Source organism: Ochrobactrum sp. P6BSIII, from assembly GCF_014138065.1.
Lineage (GTDB): Bacteria > Pseudomonadota > Alphaproteobacteria > Rhizobiales > Rhizobiaceae > Brucella.
The window spans coordinates 72,397-91,130 of the sequence record NZ_JACGXB010000016.1 but is presented as its reverse complement, the minus strand read 5'-3'; the positions used below and the strand labels follow the sequence as shown (position 1 = coordinate 91,130).

The following is an 18,734-nucleotide window of genomic DNA, read 5'->3' as shown; positions in this document are numbered from 1 at the left end:
TAGGTTTTCTGTCCTGTTGTGATATGCGCTTCAACGCTTCACGAAGTACCCCGCAGCTTCGCGGTCCCAAGTGGTTTCTCCCACTCCCAAAGTCCGCAGTTTGAATTTTTGTACCTTGCCGTTTTCCGTTGTCGGCAACTCGGCAACGAAATCCACAAATCGCGGCACGGCAAAATAGGGCATACGCGGCTGGCAATAATCCAGCAGTTGCTCAGGAGTTAACTGCGCTCCATCACACAGGACCACCGAGACCATGACTTCATCTTCGGCCAGATCCGAATTCACCGGGAAGACGGCCGCATTGGCGATAGCCGGATGGCTCGTAACCACCTGCTCGACCTCAAATGATGAAATGTTCTCTCCGCGGCGCCGGATGGCGTCCTTCATCCTGTCCAGAAAACGGAACCTTCCGCATGTCTCGCGGATAACCCTATCGCCAGAATGAAACCAAAGATTGCGCCAGGCTTCCACGGTCTTGTCAGACATCCCAAAATAGCCTGTAGCGAAAGCAAACGGTTCTGATGCGCGCAGCACAAGCTCGCCAGGCACACCATCCTCCACCTCATTGTCGAACTCGTCGACTACCCTTGCCTGAAATCCCGGTCTTACTCTCCCCATAAAACCGGGCTGCTGATCCGGGAGTTTATCACCGATAGCGAAATTGGTTTCGGTTGAGCCATATCCGTCAATCAGACCTATTCCAAACCGCTTTTCGAAAGCTGCGTGAAACTGCGCTGGAACGCCTGGCGCCAGCGCAATTCGGGTGTTATGGGCACGTTCGTCATCATTTGGATCACGCGACAGAAGCATCGGCACCATCGCGCCCAGGAGGTAGGTTATTGTCGCCCCGTGGCGCCGCAGCGCCTCAACATAGCCCGATACGGAAAAACGTCGGCCTACGACAAGCGTAGAGCCAGTGAGTAGGGCCTGGTAAAAGCTGTTAAGCGCATTTGTGTGGAACAGAGGCAAGCAACTGTAAAGAACATCGTCTTCCTGCATTTCTAGCAAGGAAGCGGTATGAACGCCCCACCAGAAATATTGCGCCTGTGGGCAGCAAACACCTTTGGAAGCACCAGTGGTTCCAGAGGTGTACAGGATTGCCACGGTATCACCTGGCCCGCTTGCATGGGCGATTTCCATATCGTCACCCAATTCGAAAGCTGTGACGGGAATATTTCCCTGAAATACTGCTTCCCTATCACCTATAGTCCATATCTTCGCGACGTCCAGGTTAGTCCAGTCAAGCGCATTTAACACATGCACGAGCGAGCTCTCCACCGCGATCAGTTTCGCGCCACAATTGCCCAGAATATGCTGGAGCTGCATACCTCGTGAAGCGATGTTAATCGGCACGGCAACAGCGCCCGACCAGGCGCAGCCGAGATAGAGCTGCATAAACTCGACGCGATTTGAACACAGAAGCGCGACACGGTCACCGGGGACAACGCCAGCCGCGCGAAGCGCCGCTGCAGACCGCGATGCAATTTTCAAGGCTTCGCCATAACTAATAGTATGGTCATCGAATATCAGCAGAGGCTTGTCTTTAAAGATCTGAGCGCCACGGCGAAGAATCTCGGGAAGGGTACGACGAGCCGGCGGGAATACCGAAACAACGGCCAGGTCGGCCAGTTCAACGTTATTCGGGGATAAAATATTCATACCAACGCCTCTCGGCGGCATTGATCATCAATCAAATTTTTGCAGGCCACGACATCTGACTGGACCATCAGGAACCCCTTATCGTTAGTGCTTTTAACGATAAAACCATTCAGAGAAGGACGCTAACAACTAAGGAGCCACTTGCCATAGCTTTTGGTTATATGCAGGATGGATAGCCATGACATTGGAAATCAGACAATTGAGACACTTTGCAACAGTGTCACGCCTCGCAAGTTTCAGTGCTGCTGCCAGGGAGTTAAACCTGACGCAGCCGGCTTTAAGCAAAAGCGTGCGCCTTCTGGAAGAAAGCATTGGCGTGCCGCTCTTCGAGCGCGGCCCCAATGGCGTTCAGTTGACGGTGTTCGGTGAACGTCTGAAAACTTACGCTGATCTTTTGCTGTCGCTTGCTAACGAGGCAATCGATGAAATCGACGCATTACGTGGTGTTAGAAAGGGTTCGCTACGGGTTGGCTGTGTAGCAGCGGTGTTGCGGGCCATCATGCCGAGCGCCGTGTTGAGCTTTCAGGAGCGTCATCCCGGAATAGACATTGTTGTAAGCGAAGGACTTAATGATACACTGATTGATTTGCTGCACGCCGGGCGTCTCGATCTCGCGGTAACGCTGAGACCGTCAGGTATTCTTAATCCTGACCTTGAATATGTAAATCTCCTTGAAGAGCCCCTGCTCCTGGTTTGCGGCAAGGGTCATCCTCTCGCTGGCCGTTCAACAGTTTCTTTATTAGATCTGAGTCCATTTGGTTGGGTCGTGCCACCCAGACCCGATCCCGACAGACTAAGACTGGACGCGCTTTTCGTTAACGCTGGCCTTCCTAAGCCGAAAATGGCAGTCGAAACAACGTCCGTGGTTTTTCAGTCAGCTATGCTTAACGCCACCGAAAACTTGAGCTATTTAACCGAATCCAGCTTACGCGCGCAAATGCACAGTGGCGCTGCGCTGGCCGCATTGCCTTTGGATGTGCCAACATGGAAGCGTACGACTTGCGCAACATATCGTCGTCAAAGCGTCGTGCGGCCAACCGTGAATGCGTTTCTTCGCCACTGCGCGGAAATCTGCGCGACGATGAGGTCAAAAGAGGCCCGTTAAAGAAGCTGTGATTTTACCCCATCCGTTCATTTGCAGCACAATGGGTTATTTAAAATGGACCTTCTGATTAGTTCAGATTGCCAATCAGAATCTGGTTATCGTCGCGGAACGTTGCTTTGCCCACAGGCGATTAAGGAGCCGTTAAATAATTGAATTTTCGTAGGTAAAGCTTACGCTGACTGCTCTTTAAGGTGACCTTCGCCCAAAGATCGGGGCGGCAAGACGACTAATCTTCCGCCCTCCGGTTCATCACTTGGTCTCGAAACCTTCGAGCACAAGCTTCCCCTTGGTCTTTCCACTTTCGATCGCGGCATGGGCCTTTTTCAAGTTCGCGGCGTTTATGGGAGAAATCGTCTCGGTCACGGTTGTGCGGATCTTCCCCTCATCGATCAGGCGAGATACCTCGTTCAGTAGTCTGCCCTGTTCGGCAATATCAGCTGTCTCGAAGATCGAACGCGTGAACATCAGCTCCCAATGGATCGATACGGCCTTTCGCTTGAAGCCAACGACATCGAGGCTGTCCGGGTCGTCGATCACTCCAAAGCGGCCCTGCGGCGCGATGAGCTCCATAACCTCCTTCAAATGACGATGAGTTTCGGTTGTGGAGAAGACGAAGGCCGGCGCGCCAATGCGGAGGGCGGCAACCTGTTCAGCAAGCGGCTTGGAATGGTCGATGACGTGGTGGGCGCCGAGACTTTTCACCCATTCTTGCGTTTCCGGGCGCGACGCCGTGGCAATGACTGTTACACTGGTAAGCGCTCGTACGAGCTGAATCGCGATCGAGCCGACGCCACCCGCACCGCCGATAATGACGATCGCGTTTGCCGCACCCGGTACCGGCTTGCGAATATCCAGCCGGTCAAACAGCATTTCCCATGCAGTGATGGCGGTCAGCGGCAAGGCCGCAGCTTCGGCATTAGATAGTGTCTTTGGCTTAGCCCCAACGATACGCTCATCGACGAGATGATACTGGCTGTTAGCGCCGGGACGGATCAGGGAGCCGGCATAAAAGACTTCGTCCCCGATCTTGAAGCCTTTTACGTCAGTCCCGGCTTCGACCACCTTCCCAACCGCGTCCCAGCCGAGGACCTTCCATTGACCCGCTTCCGGATTGGCGTTTTTGCGAACCTTTGTATCGACCGGATTGACCGAAATCGCTTCGACCTCGACGAGAATGTCGCGGCCTGCCGGCACGGGACGAGGAAGTTCGATATCTTGCAAGGCGTCGTCGCGTTCAATGGCGCCAGCTGTTTTATAACCGATTGCTTTCATGTCCTGCTCCTTTGATGAAAGGTGATTGCTGATTGATATGGTTCCAAAATGGTCTATATTCGCAGGAGCGCAATACGCACAAGGAACGCACGTAGTATCAAAAAGGATACCGTAATGGCAAAAGCCAGACACTCTCGTTTCGATTGTTCTCCCGGTTGCTCGGTCGAGGCGGCGATCGGCCTCATCGATGGAAAATGGAAGTCAGTGGTCCTTTTCCATCTCCTGTCGGGCACGTTGAGGTTCAACGAGATCCGCAAGCATATCGTCAATGTGACGCCACGCATGCTGACCAATCAGTTGCGCGAGCTCGAGGATGATGGCCTGATCGAGCGGAAGGTCTATGCGCAGGTTCCGCCGAAGGTCGAATACAGCCTTTCGGAACTTGGTCGCAGCATGGAGCCGATCCTGCTTGCACTCAAATGCTGGGGTGATGCCAACATAAGTCTTTATGGCAAGCCGCGTGGTCTTGATCCACGAGAGGCGAAATTTGCGGAGCGTGGTGAAACCCACGCCTGAATACCTCACATTTCTATCTTTCCGAAGCGGAGGAAAGCAAACCCCAATCTAGCCTGTCCGCCAATAACGGACTTGAGGCGGGAGGCGATATGCGGCGCGTAGGTTTCATTATGGAAGATGGCTTCCAGGTCATGGGCATGGCCGCTCTGACCGCGTTCGAACTCGCCAATGATGCACTTGGTGAGGAGAATTACCGCCTGACGGTCATGTCTGAAAAGGGTGGCACGATCCGCTCGTCACTCGGCATTCGTATCGAGACTGAACCGCTCAGCGATTTTCCCCATACATTGATGGTGGTCGGAGAACTCGTCCCGAAACCTGCCTCCGCGAAACTGCTTGCCTATATCCGCGGTGCCGCGACCCAGTCGCGTCGCGTCGCTGGTGTCTGTACCGGCGCGTTCCTTTTGGCCCAAGCGGGCTTACTGGATGGTCGCGCCGCGACCACACATTGGGCCCATGCGAGGACGCTGCGAGAGCACTACCCGGCAATCTCAGTCGACGACGACAAGATCTTCGTCCGTGACGACAACATCTGGACTTCCGCCGGCATGAGTGCTGCCATTGACCTGACGCTCGCCATGATCGAGGACGATCACGGCGCCGAACTCTCGCGCCTTATCGCCCGCAAGATGGTCGTCTACCACCGCCGTCCCGGGGGGCAATCACAGTTTTCCGCCTTGCTGGAACTTGAGCCCCGTTCGGATCGGGTCCGCAGGGCTCTTGTCTATGCCAAGGAGCACCTTCGCAATCCTCTCACCGTAGAGGAACTCGCTGACGCCGCAACCCTCAGCCCACGCCAGTTCAGTCGTCTGTTTCGTGACGAGACCGGGCTATCACCGGCGAAGGCAGTTGAGCGCCTGCGACTGGAGGCAGCCAAGGCCATGCTCGAAGACAGCCGCCACCCGATCGATATCGTGGCAAGGGATACCGGCTTTGTCGACCGGGATCGCATGCGCCGCGCGTTCTTGCGCAATTTCGGCCAGCCGCCGCAAAGCCTTCGCCGCAGCTTGCGGCTGATCGAAGGCAAACGTTCCGAGGAATTCGCCGCCTGAAGTTCCTCGAATTGTTCAATTCGATCATGCTATCGGGCCCGCCTGCCAATAGCGATTTTTCGTGACCATCGATAGCACGAAGTTACAAGCTTGACACTCTCCTGTCGCGCATCATCACGGCGCTTGAAGGAGAGCAAACATGTCAGCGATTTCAACCTTTCAGGCAGCGAAGTAACACCCCATGTGGCAGGCGTCTTTGCCTCGGCAAAGGCAACGCTGGGCAAAGCTCCAACCCTCTACCGGGTCCTTGCCATGCACCAGCGGCACTCGACGTCTATACCAGGAGCAAGGGATTTCTCCGTGATGGCGTGCTTTCCGCCGTGGCGCAGGAGCAAATCGCTATCGCAGCCGCAAACGGCTGTGATTATTGCCTCGTCGCACATACCGGCGGAGCGCGCGCGGCTGGGATGAGCGCCGAGGATCGACCCAACGGCCAAAAGGGACAAACGTCCGATCCGAAGATCCCGGCCATTCTCGAGCTCGCGCTGGCAATCAATGCCACGCACGGGCAGGGAGCGGTTCCAGCACTTGAGGCAGCCAGGGCCTACCGTCTGACCGATGCGGAAATCCTCGAGACGGTTGTTCACGTACGGTCAACATCCTCACCAACAGCGTCAACAACACCGTCGGCACGGTCCTCGATTTCCCGAAGGTCGAGCGCGTAGCTTGACACCGATCCCTCCCTATCATGCGATAGTTTGTGTCCTAAAATGACGTTTAGTTGTCATTTCAGACATTGAGGCGCTGAGGCATGATCATCCCATTGAAGCACCGCTTCCACCGAAACCCAGATCTAAGGAGAGCTTTCATGCAACTTGAGAACAATACGATCTTTATTACGGGCGGCACATCCGGCATTGGCCGTGCATTGGCGGAATCTTTTCACCGCCTCGGTAACAAGGTCATCATTGCCGGCCGTCGCAAGGCGCTGCTCGACGAGGTCACCGGCGCCAACCCTGGCATGGAAGGAATTGAGCTCGACATCGCCGATCCCGCAGATATCGAGCGCGTGGCGGCAAAACTGATCCGCGACTATCCCGCTCTCAATATCCTCGTCAACAATGCCGGCATCATGCCATTCGACGATGCGGGCGGAAAGATCGATGACGCGCAAGCGCGGCGGATCATCGACACCAACCTGCTCGGCCCGATCCGTCTCACTTCTGCGCTGATCGATCACCTCAAGACTCAGCCGAAAGCGACGATCATCCACAACACGTCGGTTTTGGCCTATCTGCCGCTCGCTTCCACCGCGGTCTATTCCGCCACAAAGGCGGCGCTGCATTCCTATGCTTTGTCGCAGCGTTTTCAGCTGCGAGGCACCAATGTCAGCGTCCAGGAAATCGCGCCGCCATGGGTCGACACCGATCTGATCAAGAAGAGCGGCGATCCGCGCGCAATGCCGCTCGACATCTTTATCGAGAAGACGATGAAGGGTCTCGGTACCGAAGCCGAGGAGATCTATGTCGAGGAGATCAAGGAGATCCGCGACAATCCCGGCAGCGGCGAGCACGCGCTTTTCAACGCCTTCAACGAATCTCTGGTTACCAACCCCATCCCCGTCTGACGCGACAGCCTGAGACCCGGTTGCCCGAACGGCAGCCGGGCCATTCGGCTGGAGGTTACCATGTTACAGAAACATGATCTGAAGTTCGGCAAACCCGTAAGCGGCCCGGAGATGCACCGGTGTGAGCCATCCATGCTGCCAGCTTGGTTCCTGGCACTCGGGACTTTCGCAATCGGCACCGAAGGGTTCATGATCGCACCATTGTTGCCGGCCATCTCAGCCGATCTTGGCATGAGCCTGTCGGCAACCGCCATGCTGGTTGTTGTCTTTACCTTGGTGCTGGCGCTCAGTTCGCCGATTGCAACGGTCATCACCGGTGGCTTGCGTCGGCGGGACACATTGTTGCTTGCCATGATGCTCTTCACGGGCGGCAATTTGATTGCGGCCTTCGCGCCCGGGTTCGGCACGCTGATAGTTGCACGCATCCTGATGGCGGTCGCCGCCGGTCTCTATGCGCCGAACGCCAACGCGTTTGCCGGAATGATCGTGCCGTCAGAGAAGCGGGGACGCGCACTTGCCATCGTTAGCGGTGGAATGACGATCGCGATCGCACTCGGCCTGCCGCTTGGCTCGATCATCGGCCATGCGTTTGGCTGGCGGTCGACATTTCTCATGGTTGCCGCCATGGGAGCTGCCGCGATTATCGGCATCCTGGCAGGTGTCGGCCGCAACGCCGGTGCTTCCACGACTATCGCAAGCCTCGGCGAGCGTATTGGCGTGATCCGTCAGACACCCGTGTTGAAACTGCTGTCGGTGACGCTGTTCTGGTCGATGGGTGCTTATACGGCCTATCCCTATATCGCCCCTTATCTCTCGCAGACGTTCACGTTTGCCGACAGGGGCATTGCGGCAACCGTGACGCTATGGGGCGTATTCGCAGCGCTCGGCGTCTTCACCGGCGGCGCACTGAATGATCGGTTCGGGTCGCTGAAGGTCGCGAAGCTTTCGCTTATTGCGCTCGCGCTGTCTTTCGCCGCTTTGGCTATGGCCACAATATTTCCGGGCATGGGTGCCGTTTTGCTGGCACTTCTCGCCGTCGCCGGATGGGGGTTCAGTGTCTGGTCATTCTTTCCCGCGCAGATGGCTCGACTGATCGTTGCCGGAGGACACAGCCAGCCCTCCGTCGCACTCTCTCTCAACACATCCACCATGTATCTCGGCTTTTCCATCGGCAGCGCGATCGGCGCCGGGATCATTGCAATTGGCAATGTCTGGATGATCGGTGCTGTGGCTGCCGTGATGGAACTAGTTGCCGTGGCTCTGGACGAAATCTGGAGACGCAGACAATCCTGACGGCAACAACGCGGAACTAGAGATGCGCCACCGCAAATGTCTGTGGTGGCGCCATCAGTAGGGAGATCGCAAAGGCTCGCATATCCGATTATATGAAATCTGTCCACGGTGCCGAGAGCCGTTGGTCCTCGACTTGGTTCAACCTCTGGAACAGCGCGGTCGTTATATTGGTATAAACATCGCTACCTAGAACCAGCCGTAGAGCGTCCGTGGGATTGTTGATCGCTTCGATGATAGCTACGGCCATCTTTGAAGGGTTGCTACGGGGTGGCGAGCAGAATCTCGCAGGACCGATCCGAGAGAGGCGAAGGGAGTTTGCTCGGCATTACCAAGTTGTTTGACCTTGGTGTGACAGATTTTGATGCGGCATGAAATTGCCGAGTTTTTTTCCCCGATTGAAGGGGTTTCGTTTTCCGCATGAGATTCTCACTTATGCAGTTTGGGTCTATCACCGGTTTGCGTTGAGCACAGCCGATGTGGAAGATCTGCTTGTTGAGCGTGGCGTTATTGTCAGCCGTGAAACAGTCCGTCTCCGGATCAATCGCTTTGGCTGCCATTTTGCTCATTGCATTCGAAAAGACAGGCCAAGGCCGAATGATAAATGGCATATGGATGAGCTCGTCATTACGATTGCCGGAAGGAAATTCTGGCTCTGGCGCGCAATCGATGCGGAAGGTGATGTTCTCGACATCTTGGTTCAAGCACGCCGTAATACCAAGGCCGCCAGACGTTTCTTTTTAAGGCTGGTCAGGCAATTCGGTCAGCCCCGTGTCATTGTAACGGACAAGCTGGGCAGCTATGTAAAACCGATACAGACCATCGCGCCCAATGCCGATCATAGGGCCCATAAAGGTCTCAACAACAGAATTGAAAATTCTCATTGCCTGAGCCGAAAACGGGAGAAAATCATGGGGTGGTTTAAATCGCCGCGTCAGGCACAACGATTCCTTTCGGCCCACGATCAAATCAACACGATCCTCCGTCTTCGCTGCTACAATCTCACCGCTCTCTCCTACCGCCATGCACGCACCGATGCATTTACCTCATGACGCGACTACTCTGCGGAAACGACCGCTTAAAAAACACAGGCCCAAGCTGCTCAAAGCCGTAATCAATCAACTTGGCAACGCCCCCATCACCCCTTCAAAGATTGCCAGTCAGAAATAGAATTAACCTTCGTCTTTGTAGCGGCCATCAGTTTCGAACATACTATTCTTTGTCCAACGGTTCAGTATATCGCGGCCGACTCAAAATCCTTCTAGATGGCGGTTTTTCGTGCCTCGGAAATATAAAGCGTGCGCAGGTCGCGTGTAATTTGGCCTGGCTTCCCGGTACCAATCGATTCACCATCGATTGCAATTACGGGCGTGACAAATGTCGAGGCGCCAGTGATGAACGCTTCGTCAGCCTCCATCACCTCCTTAATAGTAAAACTGCGTTCAACAATTTCCAGCGTCGTACCAGCCACATAGCGCAAAAGGGCGGTTCGCGTAATGCCATGCAGAATATCGTTAGACAGTGCACGGGTAATCACCTTGTTGTCCTTAACGATATACGCGTTATTGGCAGTGCCCTCGGTAACAAAACCATCTTGAACGAACCACGCATCATCTACGCCTGCTTGCTTTGCCAACATTTTTGCCATTGAGGGGTAAAGCAGCTGCACAGTCTTGATATCACGACGCGCCCACCGTAGATCGGGCACAGAAATCACCTTGACCCCTGTCTTTGACTTTGGCCCGTCAATCAGATTGGCCACCGCTTGTGTGAACATCACGACTGTAGGCTGAACTGCTTCGTCTGGAAACGCAAAATCCCGGTCGCCGGGGTTTCCTCTGGATATCTGTAGATAGACCAGTCCCTGATCGAGCTGATTTTCTCTGATCAGTTGCCGCAAAATATCAAGAAGCGTCTGGCGGTGAAGCGGCTGACGCATGCGCAGCTCGGAAAGTGAGCGATCCAATCGGGCTGCATGTCCGTCAAAATCCAGAATTTTGCCATCAATGACTGACACAACTTCATAGACAGCATCGGCAAACAGGAAGCCGCGGTCAAACACAGAAATATTCGCCTCGTCTTCGGGAACGAAGTTTCCATTGAGGTAAACTGTTCGCTTTTTGAGCATCGCAATATCCTGTTAAAAATTTTTCCGCTTGGTTGTCGAGGCTGTCAATCGTTGAGGAGGGTTTCGAAGAACAGCTTTCCAATCTCTGGAAATGCCTCCGGAAATTCTTCGCAGATTTCTTTACCCTGTGTCATCAGGCAGATGATGACAGGAGACTTTCCGGTGACGGCAATTCGGATCAGATCGTGCTTATAATAGGATGCTTTGGAATCACCGGTCCAGGTATTTTTCCCCGCTTTGCTCCATATCTGCGCATCAGCAGGAATACCGCCACCAAGAAATTCGGTAACCTGAAAATGCGGCTGTCTGGCTTCGGCACTATTGCGGTCGCGTAGCAATGTCTGTTTTGCCCTGTTTTCAGAAGCGGCTGAGAGCGGAAGCTGACTGGAGAAAAGTGCGCTGAACAGACGTGCTGCGGCCAGCGGCGTCAGCGCGTTCAGATTTTCTCCCGCAGGCCCTGCATATTGAGCCTCGCGCCCATAGCGCACATCGTCCATCAGCTTCTGCGTGATATTACAACCCTCAAACTCTGGCCAGTTGAGTCCGGAAAAGAAGCTGTTGAGTTGCTCGCGCTTTTCCCGCCATTCGCTGAACTGGGAGCCTTCCAGCATGGTATCGCCGGTCGTACCGGTGATAATGTCGATGACATAATTGGTTCCGGTGTTGGATGACCAAAGGATCATGTCACGCATGGCGCGAGACAGTTCTTCATGATCGGCGACATTGCCATGGTCAATAGCGTTGAGCACATGGACCAGATGAAACGCTTTGACAAGACTGCACGGATAGCAGCGCCAGTCACCACGATACGAAAAACCGTCCGGCTTTTCACCGGCACCTTTCTGACGCAATGCAACGAAACCAAAATTGTCGGGCCGCAGGCCGCGGTCGGTGAATGTGTCGGTCAAACGGCTGGTAATGATTTCACAGCGACGGGACCAGTCAGACTTATCTTCAAAGAACACTGGATGATCTTTCTATCGAGACGTTCACGATTTAGGCGCGCTCAGCTTTCCAGCAGCGGACCAGCCCGCCGTTGACAAGATGCTGCATGGGCTGGCTTTGGTGGCAGATGTCTTCGGCAATCGGGCAACGAGGCACAAAACGGCAACCGGGCTGGACGGCAAAGGGGTCGGGTATCTCACCACTGATCGGCTCGCCTGTTGCCTGCGGACGGCGAACATCGGGCACAGCTGCAATCAAAGCCTTTGTATAAGGATGACGGGGAGAAGCAAACAGGGCGGCACTGTCCTGCAATTCAACGATCTCACCCAGATACATGACTGCAACGCGATCACACAGATAGCGGATTACATTCATGTCATGGGAAATGAAGACTATGGTCAAACCCTTATCTTTGTTGAGCCGTTTCATGAGATTGATGATCTGCGCCTGAACAGAGGCATCAAGGGCCGAGACCGGTTCATCGGCAAACAGAACCTGCGGATTGGCGCAGAGTGCCCGCGCCACCGAGACGCGTTGTCTTTGTCCGCCGGACAAAGCATGCGGAAATTTCAACGCCGTTTCGGCTACCAGATTGACTTCCCCGAGTACGTCAAGCGCCCGCTGCCTACGCTCGCCGGCAGGAATATTGCGGTGATAATGGGAGATCACTTCTTCCAGCTGCGCGCCAATTGTCATGCGTGGATTGAGCGAGGAATAGGGATCCTGAAAGACCATCTGAAGACGGCCATCACGGTCCGGCCCGTCAAGCCGACGGCCATTGAACACCACCTCCCCTGCGCTGCCGGGCTGCAGTCCGACGCCTATGCGCGCGAGCGTGCTCTTGCCACATCCGGATTCTCCGACGATGCCGAGTATTTCTCCCTGCTCGATACCAAGGTCGACGCCACGCACCGCATGCAGACTGACAGGCGGACGGTTGGCAATAACATCTCGAAGGCTGCGCCTGACGGGATACTTCTTTTCGATCTTCCGGAAATCAAGCACTGACATTGGCAACCTCATTCAGAATGCACGCATCGAGATGACCGAAGGATGAGCCGCCACGTAACTCCAGCGCCGGCGGGCGTCCGATCGCGCACCGAGGTTGGGCACGGAAACAGCGTGGCGCAAAGCGGCAACCATCAGGCGGATTGACGAGCCCTGGGGGAGCTCCCTGAATGGGAACAAGTTCCTGGTCGCGAGCGGCTTGACCCGGAAGCGCGGCGAGCAGCGCTTTCGTATAGGGGTGAGAAGGCTTGTCCAGGACGTCGCGCACCGTGCCCGTTTCCACCATACGCCCGGCATACATCACCGCCATACGATCGCAGATCTGGGAGACGACCCCAAGATCGTGGGTGACCAAGATGATTGAGGCACCAAGGCTGTCTCGACGTTCTTTGAGGAGCCGCAATATCTGATCCTGTACGGTAACATCGAGCGCAGTGGTAGGCTCATCGGCTATGATCAGACGCGGGCGCAACGCGAGAGCCATCGCGATAACCACCCGCTGACGCAAGCCTCCTGAAAGTTCGTGCGGATAGGCGTCAAGTCGGCGCTCCGGCGACGTTACATGGACATCCCGCAACAGTTGCAGCGCCGCCTCGCGGGCTGCCTTTTTGCTGACATTTCTGTGGCGGCGTATGACTTCACTGATCTGCTTGCCGACACGCATGGTCGGATTGAGCGCCGTCAGCGGATCCTGGAAAATGAAGGCGACATCGCTTCCGCGGATCTTTGACAGTGCTCTTTCCTTCATCGGAACGAGGTCGCCGACGCCCTCGAGCAGTATCTGACCGCCGCTGACCCGCGCGGCGGCACCACCAAAAAGGCGCAGGATCGAGCGACAGGTGGCTGACTTGCCACAGCCGGATTCGCCCACAATTCCAAAAATTTCACCGGGATTGACATCGAAGCTGACGCCATCGACGGCACGAACGACACCCGACGGGCTGCCAAACTCGGTCATGAGGTCGCGGACAGAAAGAAGGCTCATGACTTACCCCTTCGGTTTCAGCGTGGTGGACAGACCTTCGCCAAGCAGCGAAAATGCAATGCCGATCCAGACGATGGCGAGACCCGGAAAAATGGTCATCCAGGGCGCCTCGCGCATATAATTGATGCTTTCGACGATCAGCAGGCCCCATTCCGGCGCGGGAGGCTGCACACCGAGGCCGAAAAAGGACATGGCGGCCACGGCCTGAACGGTGAGCACGACATCGGACATTGAATAGACAATCGCCGGCGTGACGACATTGGGCATGATGTGGCGCAGCATCACACGCAGCTTGCCAAATCGCAAAACGCGTGTGGCGTCGATATATTCCAGCCGCGACACAAGCAGTGTTTCGCCGCGCACAATGCGCGCATAGCCGATCCAGTTAACGATGAAGAAGGCGATATAAAGATTGGTTTCACTGGGCCCAAGCACCCCGACTATAGCCAGGATGAGGACATAGAATGGAAAAGCCCAGACGATATCGGTGATACGCATCAGCACCGCATCGACAATCCCGCCGAAGTAACCTGCGATCAGACCGATCATCACACCCATGATCATGGGACCGAAGACACAGATCAGCGCCAGACGCAGATCGTATACGGCGCCCGCCAGAATGCGGGTAAAAATATCGCGCCCGAAATTATCGGTGCCGAACCAGTGCAGCGCAGACGGCGGTTGCATCGCGCCCGCAAAATCGAGCGCGAAGGGATCGTAAGGTGACAATATCGGTGTCAGGACAGTAGCGGCCAGTGTGATCAGCAGCATGAGCAGGCCAATTGCACCGGACCAGGTGTGCAGAAGTTTGCCGGGAATGGACATGGTCTACTCCATCCTGACGCGTGGATCGGCCAGCGCGTAGCAGATGTCGGTAATCAGATTTACAATCACAACCATGATTGCGAAGAAGACGGTCAGGCCGCGGATGACGGGCAGATCGCGCGAAACGATGGCATCAATCAACAGGCTTCCAAGACCGGGTACAGAGAAGATCTTCTCGACCACGACGGTGCCGCCGACTATCCAGCTTACCCGCACGCCGATGATGGATATTGTTGAGATAAGGCTGTTTGGCAGCACATGGCGCAGAAAGATTTCCGGACGGCGAAGACCTTTTGCGCGGGCCGTGTCGATATAATCAGCCTTCATCGTGTCTATGAGCGCGGCGCGCAGACTCTGCTGTATGAGGGCTGCGGTTGAAAGACCGACAACCAGAGAGGGCAGGAAAAGCCGGTTTATGTTGGTCCAGAAGCCAGTGCCGACACCACCGGTAGCGAACCAGCCCATGCCAAGTGCTAGCCAGATAATCAGCATATAGCAAAGCCAAAACGGCGGCATGGCAATGAGCGCCACAAACACCTGACGGATGACGTTGTCGATGAACCGGCCGCGATAAATGGCGGCGACAATGGCGAACGGGAGGGCGATCAGAAGGGCTATAATGGTTGAATAAGCCACGATTGCTAATGTGAAGGGCAATCGTTCCATCACCAGAGCGATGATTGGCTGCTTGTGGAAGATCGAAACCCCGAAACTCCCCGTCAGGCAATCACGCAGAAAATAGATATACTGGACCCATAACGGCTTATCGAGTCCCCAGAGTTCACGCATGGCCTGCAATTCTTCAGGGCTGGCGCGGGTTCCCATCGCATGGGACGCCGGATCGCCCGGCACTATCTGCAGAAGCAGAAAACTGATCAGTGTAATCCCCAACAGAACCGGGATCAGCATCAGCAGACGTTTGAGAATGGAAAAAATCATTGCGTTCGCTGGGGTTCGATTTTGGCGTACCGCCCGGACTTCGAAAGTATCTTTCGAAAAGGCGATGGCTCACTTCATTAAGAATGCCGTACCTTGCGGAATTGACCGGCCGCATGGCTCTGGGAAATGCCGTAACCGTGATAGGCGGCGGGATTCGCGCCTGCTATCCTTAATCGACCCGCAGGCGCTGAATCGCGAGGCGATGGCTCACCTCATTTTTCGAGTTTCACATCCTCAAGTCGGAAGTTTGAAGTGGGAAGCACTTCAAAGCCCTTCACGTTGCTGCGCACCGCCCAGGCTGTCGCGGGATGATAGAGGAAAATATACGGTGCGCCGTCATGCAGGATACCGATCATTTCCTTAAACATCGCACCACGCTTTTCCCCATCAACGGTCTTTCGCTCTTCCGCGTAAAGCTCGTTGAGACGATCATTCTTCCACTGGGTGTGGTAGGCATTCGCGCGTTCCGGATTAACGGCGACAAAACCGATGATCTGATCGGGGTCAATTGTGTCGGAGGTGGTGTAGGACACCGACATATCGTAATTGCCCGCTTTGGTCGTTTCCCACTGGGTACCGCCTTCCAGCATCTGTACCTTGAGCTTGACACCAATTTGTTGCAGCATCGCCTGAAGTGCAATAGCTGCATTGCGGCTGGTTGCGGCGCCTGAGTCGACCACAAGCTGGGCCTCAAAGCCGCCGGCGTAACCCGCATCAGTCAAAAGCGCCTTTGCCTTGGCCAGGTCATAAGGATAAGGCGTTAGATTCGCATCGGCATAGGCCATGACAGGCATGGCTGATGCAGCTGGCTTGCCAGCGCCATAAAGCACGCCCTGTACCAGTGCATTCTTGTCAATCGCATAATTCAGTGCCTGACGCACACGTTCATCATCAAAGGGTTTGCGTGTGGTGTTGAGCTGCACGAAGTCGGCGCGATAAGGGATGGTCTGGCCAACACTGATACCTTCCTTATTGCCAAGCTCCTTTAGTTGATTGACGGGCGGATCGAGCGCCACATCGACTTCGCCCGCCTCAAGCTTGATGGCGCGTGCAGATGGTTCGGTGACGACATCGAGACGCGCCTCGTCAACGAAAGGCTTGCCCTGCTGCCAGTAATGCGGATTCTTAGCCAGCTCCACCTTCGAGCCCCGCACCCAGGACTTCAGCATGAAAGGACCTGATCCAACGGGCGCATCAAAGAACGCCGCTCCCTTGGCTCCCACCTGCGCCTTGGGTAGAATCGCAGCGGCAAAAAGCCCCAGATTGTTGAAGGCCGGCGTAAAAGGTTCGGCGAGCTTCATCGTGATTTCATGCGGACTGACGATCTCAAAGCCTGTGATCGGACGATAGAACCGACCCCATCCGGATTCCTTGGAAGCAGCACGTTCAATAGAGAATTTCACGTCTTCGGCCGTCACCGGCGTGCCGTCAGAAAACTTGGCATCCCGCAACTTGAACTTCAGCGTCAGCCCATCCGGAGAAACGGTCCAGCTTTCTGCAAGGCCCGGCTCAAGCTTTTCGCCGGTTTTGTCCGGGCGAACGAGCGTGTCGAAAATGAGCAGCTGGGTCCAGATCGAACCATTGTCACTGGTTGCAATCGGATCAAGTGTGATGGGATCAAAACCGATAGCGACACGCAGTGGATCAGCTTGCGCCGTGAGAGCGGAAAGCGAAAAGACAGAGGCGAGAAAAAGGCCTTTTAGGCCGAGCCTGGAAAGCATGAAAGTGCTCCTACACCATTTGCTGTGATTGAAGCGGCATCCCCTTATTTTTTATAGCCACCGCTTCTTCAACAAAGAAATTAGACAACAACCACCCGTATGGATAATAATAAATCTGCTATCTCTTATTAATAGGCTGATAATGGATTTGCGTGAACTGGAACTGTTCGGGACGCTCATGCGCGTTGGAACGACAATTGAAACCGCGCGCTTGCTGGGAATATCTCAACCCAGTGTGAGCGGACAATTGAAGCGCCTGGAGAGCAGGCTCGGCTTCTCGCTTTTTCATCGTACCGGCAATCGTCTTGAACCGACACGCGAGGCAAATGAGCTTTTTGCGCTCTCGATGCCAATTTTCACGACGCACACCCTTGTGCGCTCTGAATTATCCACCTTGCGTCATCGCGCGTCCCGCCCTGTGGCGATTTCTGCAACGCCAGCACTCGTTGAAAGTTTTATCGGACCGGTGCTTCTTAATGCAGGTTACCGTGACTGGAGACAGCGCCTACTTTTGAAGGTTCACACACCCGAAGAGGACCTGCGCAAAGAGGAGGCTGACATCGGTTTACAAATGGCTTTACCGCCAAAGGCCGAATTTCACTCCTATATTGTCGGACAGACCCCTTTGGTTGCAGTCATTCAATCGGATCATCCACTGGCTAGATTGAAGTCACTTACCTGCGCGATTATCGCCAAACACCCGCTGGTTTGTTACAATGCAGACTGGTCGCCCATGGGCGGCACCATTCGCACAGCCTTTGCCGCTCAAGGACTAAACTATGATCCTGTATGCGTTGTGCCGTTTTGCGGAACTGTTTGCAGTCTGGTTCGTGCATGCGGTGGAGTCGGCGTCGTGGATGCGATGACTGCGCAGGATTACGCCATGCAGGGACTGGTTTCACTGCCGATCAACGATATGCCGGAGGTTTCTATCGTCGCCTTTCATCGGCGAAACGAACCGTTGCGCGCTTCGGTTCAGGATTTCCTGACGGCCCTTCGCAACCATCCATGATATCTCCCAGCTGTGAAATCGAGACTTGATTAGAATTTAACGCACGAACATTCAAATCAGCCTCAATTCCGAAGCTAAATCGATCTCAAGAACGTGACCCCCGTCGATATCATATTCAAGTGATCCCAATCAGGACAAAAATGCCGTCACTCTGATTGGATATAAAGCTAAGGAAAAGCGTTAAATGACCGGAATGGAAACAGACAATTTGGACTAGTCGTAATTTAGAGAAGCAGGCGTTTTCCCCAGACACCCCCACCTGATTGCCAGTCAATATCCCACGCGGTCGAACATAGCCAACTTCGCGGCTTGTCTGTTCTAAAACAGTGATGGCTGACGCGAATAACACTCGTCATTTCGGTGCTCGAACCTCTGAACGAGTGGTCTACTTCACAATCCCACCACAAATCCTATTCCAATTATTACAAGGACCATGCCGGAAATCGCGGCATAGACGACGTCGCGCACTTGTGCAAATTGGATAAGCATAAGAGCGACGCGGGCGACGGGAAGCAGAATGAACATTACGACGCCGGCCTTTATCAAGTCGCCTCCATTGAGGACAGCTATAAACATACCCAATGGGCTCAGCCATGGGGAGATCAACCCGATCGCAATGATGAATGAAGCGAGCATCGTTCCATAATGTAGCAATCCTGCAATCGCATTTTCCATGCTCTCGGTTGAATTTCTGCGTTCTCTCATACTGT

The 18,734-nt window shown here is 54.8% G+C and carries 17 protein-coding genes and 1 pseudogene; 8 read left to right on the top strand and 10 right to left on the bottom strand.

Annotated elements, in window-relative coordinates:
* Positions 1-30: 30 nt before the first annotated feature.
* On the bottom strand, positions 31-1,659 hold the full coding sequence (locus tag FHW00_RS20005) for an ATP-dependent acyl-CoA ligase (RefSeq protein WP_078340300.1): 1,629 nt from the start codon (positions 1,657-1,659) through the stop codon (positions 31-33).
* A gap of 178 nt (positions 1,660-1,837) precedes the next feature.
* On the opposite strand from FHW00_RS20005, the gene FHW00_RS20000 reads away from it, so the two are divergent.
* Positions 1,838-2,764, top strand: a complete 927-nt coding sequence (locus FHW00_RS20000) for a LysR family transcriptional regulator (RefSeq protein WP_078340292.1) — start codon at positions 1,838-1,840, stop codon at positions 2,762-2,764.
* 249 nt (positions 2,765-3,013) lie between these two features.
* Here FHW00_RS20000 and FHW00_RS19995 read toward each other — a convergent pair whose 3' ends face one another.
* Positions 3,014-4,036 carry a zinc-binding alcohol dehydrogenase family protein gene (locus FHW00_RS19995; protein ID WP_078340291.1) on the bottom strand — a complete coding sequence of 341 codons (1,023 nt, stop codon included), beginning with the start codon at positions 4,034-4,036 and terminating at the stop codon, positions 3,014-3,016.
* Positions 4,037-4,150: 114 nt separating this feature from the next.
* Between FHW00_RS19995 and FHW00_RS19990 the strand changes: the two genes are divergently transcribed.
* From FHW00_RS19990 to FHW00_RS19965, 6 genes and pseudogenes are all read left to right on the top strand, one after another.
* Positions 4,151-4,552, top strand: coding sequence for a winged helix-turn-helix transcriptional regulator (locus tag FHW00_RS19990; RefSeq protein WP_078340290.1), 402 nt, complete (start codon positions 4,151-4,153; stop codon positions 4,550-4,552).
* A gap of 89 nt (positions 4,553-4,641) precedes the next feature.
* Entirely contained in the window at positions 4,642-5,604 is a 963-nt protein-coding gene (locus FHW00_RS19985; protein ID WP_078340289.1) for a GlxA family transcriptional regulator, read from the top strand.
* Between the two features lie 308 nt (positions 5,605-5,912).
* Positions 5,913-5,972, top strand: a pseudogene (locus FHW00_RS24610) (hypothetical protein); the annotation flags it as partial.
* Between the two features lie 440 nt (positions 5,973-6,412).
* Positions 6,413-7,171, top strand: coding sequence for an SDR family oxidoreductase (locus FHW00_RS19975; RefSeq protein ID WP_078340288.1), 759 nt, complete (start codon positions 6,413-6,415; stop codon positions 7,169-7,171).
* A 60-nt stretch (positions 7,172-7,231) separates the two neighbouring features.
* Positions 7,232-8,464 carry an MFS transporter gene (locus FHW00_RS19970; protein ID WP_078340287.1) on the top strand — a complete coding sequence of 411 codons (1,233 nt, stop codon included), beginning with the start codon at positions 7,232-7,234 and terminating at the stop codon, positions 8,462-8,464.
* Between the two features lie 368 nt (positions 8,465-8,832).
* Positions 8,833-9,513, top strand: coding sequence for an IS6 family transposase (locus FHW00_RS19965; protein WP_078340286.1), 681 nt, complete (start codon positions 8,833-8,835; stop codon positions 9,511-9,513).
* Between the two features lie 209 nt (positions 9,514-9,722).
* Here FHW00_RS19965 and FHW00_RS19960 read toward each other — a convergent pair whose 3' ends face one another.
* The 7 genes from FHW00_RS19960 to FHW00_RS19930 form a co-directional block, all read right to left on the bottom strand.
* Positions 9,723-10,589 carry a D-amino-acid transaminase gene (locus tag FHW00_RS19960; protein ID WP_078340285.1) on the bottom strand — a complete coding sequence of 289 codons (867 nt, stop codon included), beginning with the start codon at positions 10,587-10,589 and terminating at the stop codon, positions 9,723-9,725.
* Positions 10,590-10,633: 44 nt separating this feature from the next.
* Positions 10,634-11,554, bottom strand: a complete 921-nt coding sequence (locus tag FHW00_RS19955) for a serine hydrolase (protein ID WP_078340284.1) — start codon at positions 11,552-11,554, stop codon at positions 10,634-10,636.
* Between the two features lie 31 nt (positions 11,555-11,585).
* The gene (locus tag FHW00_RS19950; RefSeq protein ID WP_078340283.1) at positions 11,586-12,545 is read right to left on the bottom strand and encodes an ABC transporter ATP-binding protein; all 960 of its coding nucleotides are present in this window, start codon (positions 12,543-12,545) and stop codon (positions 11,586-11,588) included.
* Entirely contained in the window at positions 12,532-13,527 is a 996-nt protein-coding gene (locus tag FHW00_RS19945) for an ABC transporter ATP-binding protein (RefSeq protein ID WP_078340282.1), read from the bottom strand. Before FHW00_RS19945 ends, FHW00_RS19950 begins: the two co-directional genes overlap by 14 nt.
* A gap of 3 nt (positions 13,528-13,530) precedes the next feature.
* Positions 13,531-14,352 carry an ABC transporter permease gene (locus FHW00_RS19940; RefSeq protein WP_078340281.1) on the bottom strand — a complete coding sequence of 274 codons (822 nt, stop codon included), beginning with the start codon at positions 14,350-14,352 and terminating at the stop codon, positions 13,531-13,533.
* Positions 14,353-14,355: 3 nt separating this feature from the next.
* Entirely contained in the window at positions 14,356-15,291 is a 936-nt protein-coding gene (locus tag FHW00_RS19935; protein ID WP_078340280.1) for an ABC transporter permease, read from the bottom strand.
* A 212-nt stretch (positions 15,292-15,503) separates the two neighbouring features.
* Positions 15,504-17,012 (bottom strand): ABC transporter substrate-binding protein, encoded by a 1,509-nt coding sequence (locus FHW00_RS19930; protein ID WP_078340279.1) that lies wholly within the window; start codon positions 17,010-17,012, stop codon positions 15,504-15,506.
* A 142-nt stretch (positions 17,013-17,154) separates the two neighbouring features.
* On the opposite strand from FHW00_RS19930, the gene FHW00_RS19925 reads away from it, so the two are divergent.
* Complete coding sequence (locus FHW00_RS19925) at positions 17,155-18,024, top strand: LysR family transcriptional regulator (protein WP_078340278.1); 870 nt, start codon at positions 17,155-17,157, stop codon at positions 18,022-18,024.
* A gap of 390 nt (positions 18,025-18,414) precedes the next feature.
* Here FHW00_RS19925 and FHW00_RS19920 read toward each other — a convergent pair whose 3' ends face one another.
* Entirely contained in the window at positions 18,415-18,729 is a 315-nt protein-coding gene (locus FHW00_RS19920) for a DUF1634 domain-containing protein (protein ID WP_078340277.1), read from the bottom strand.
* Positions 18,730-18,734 lie beyond the last annotated feature (5 nt).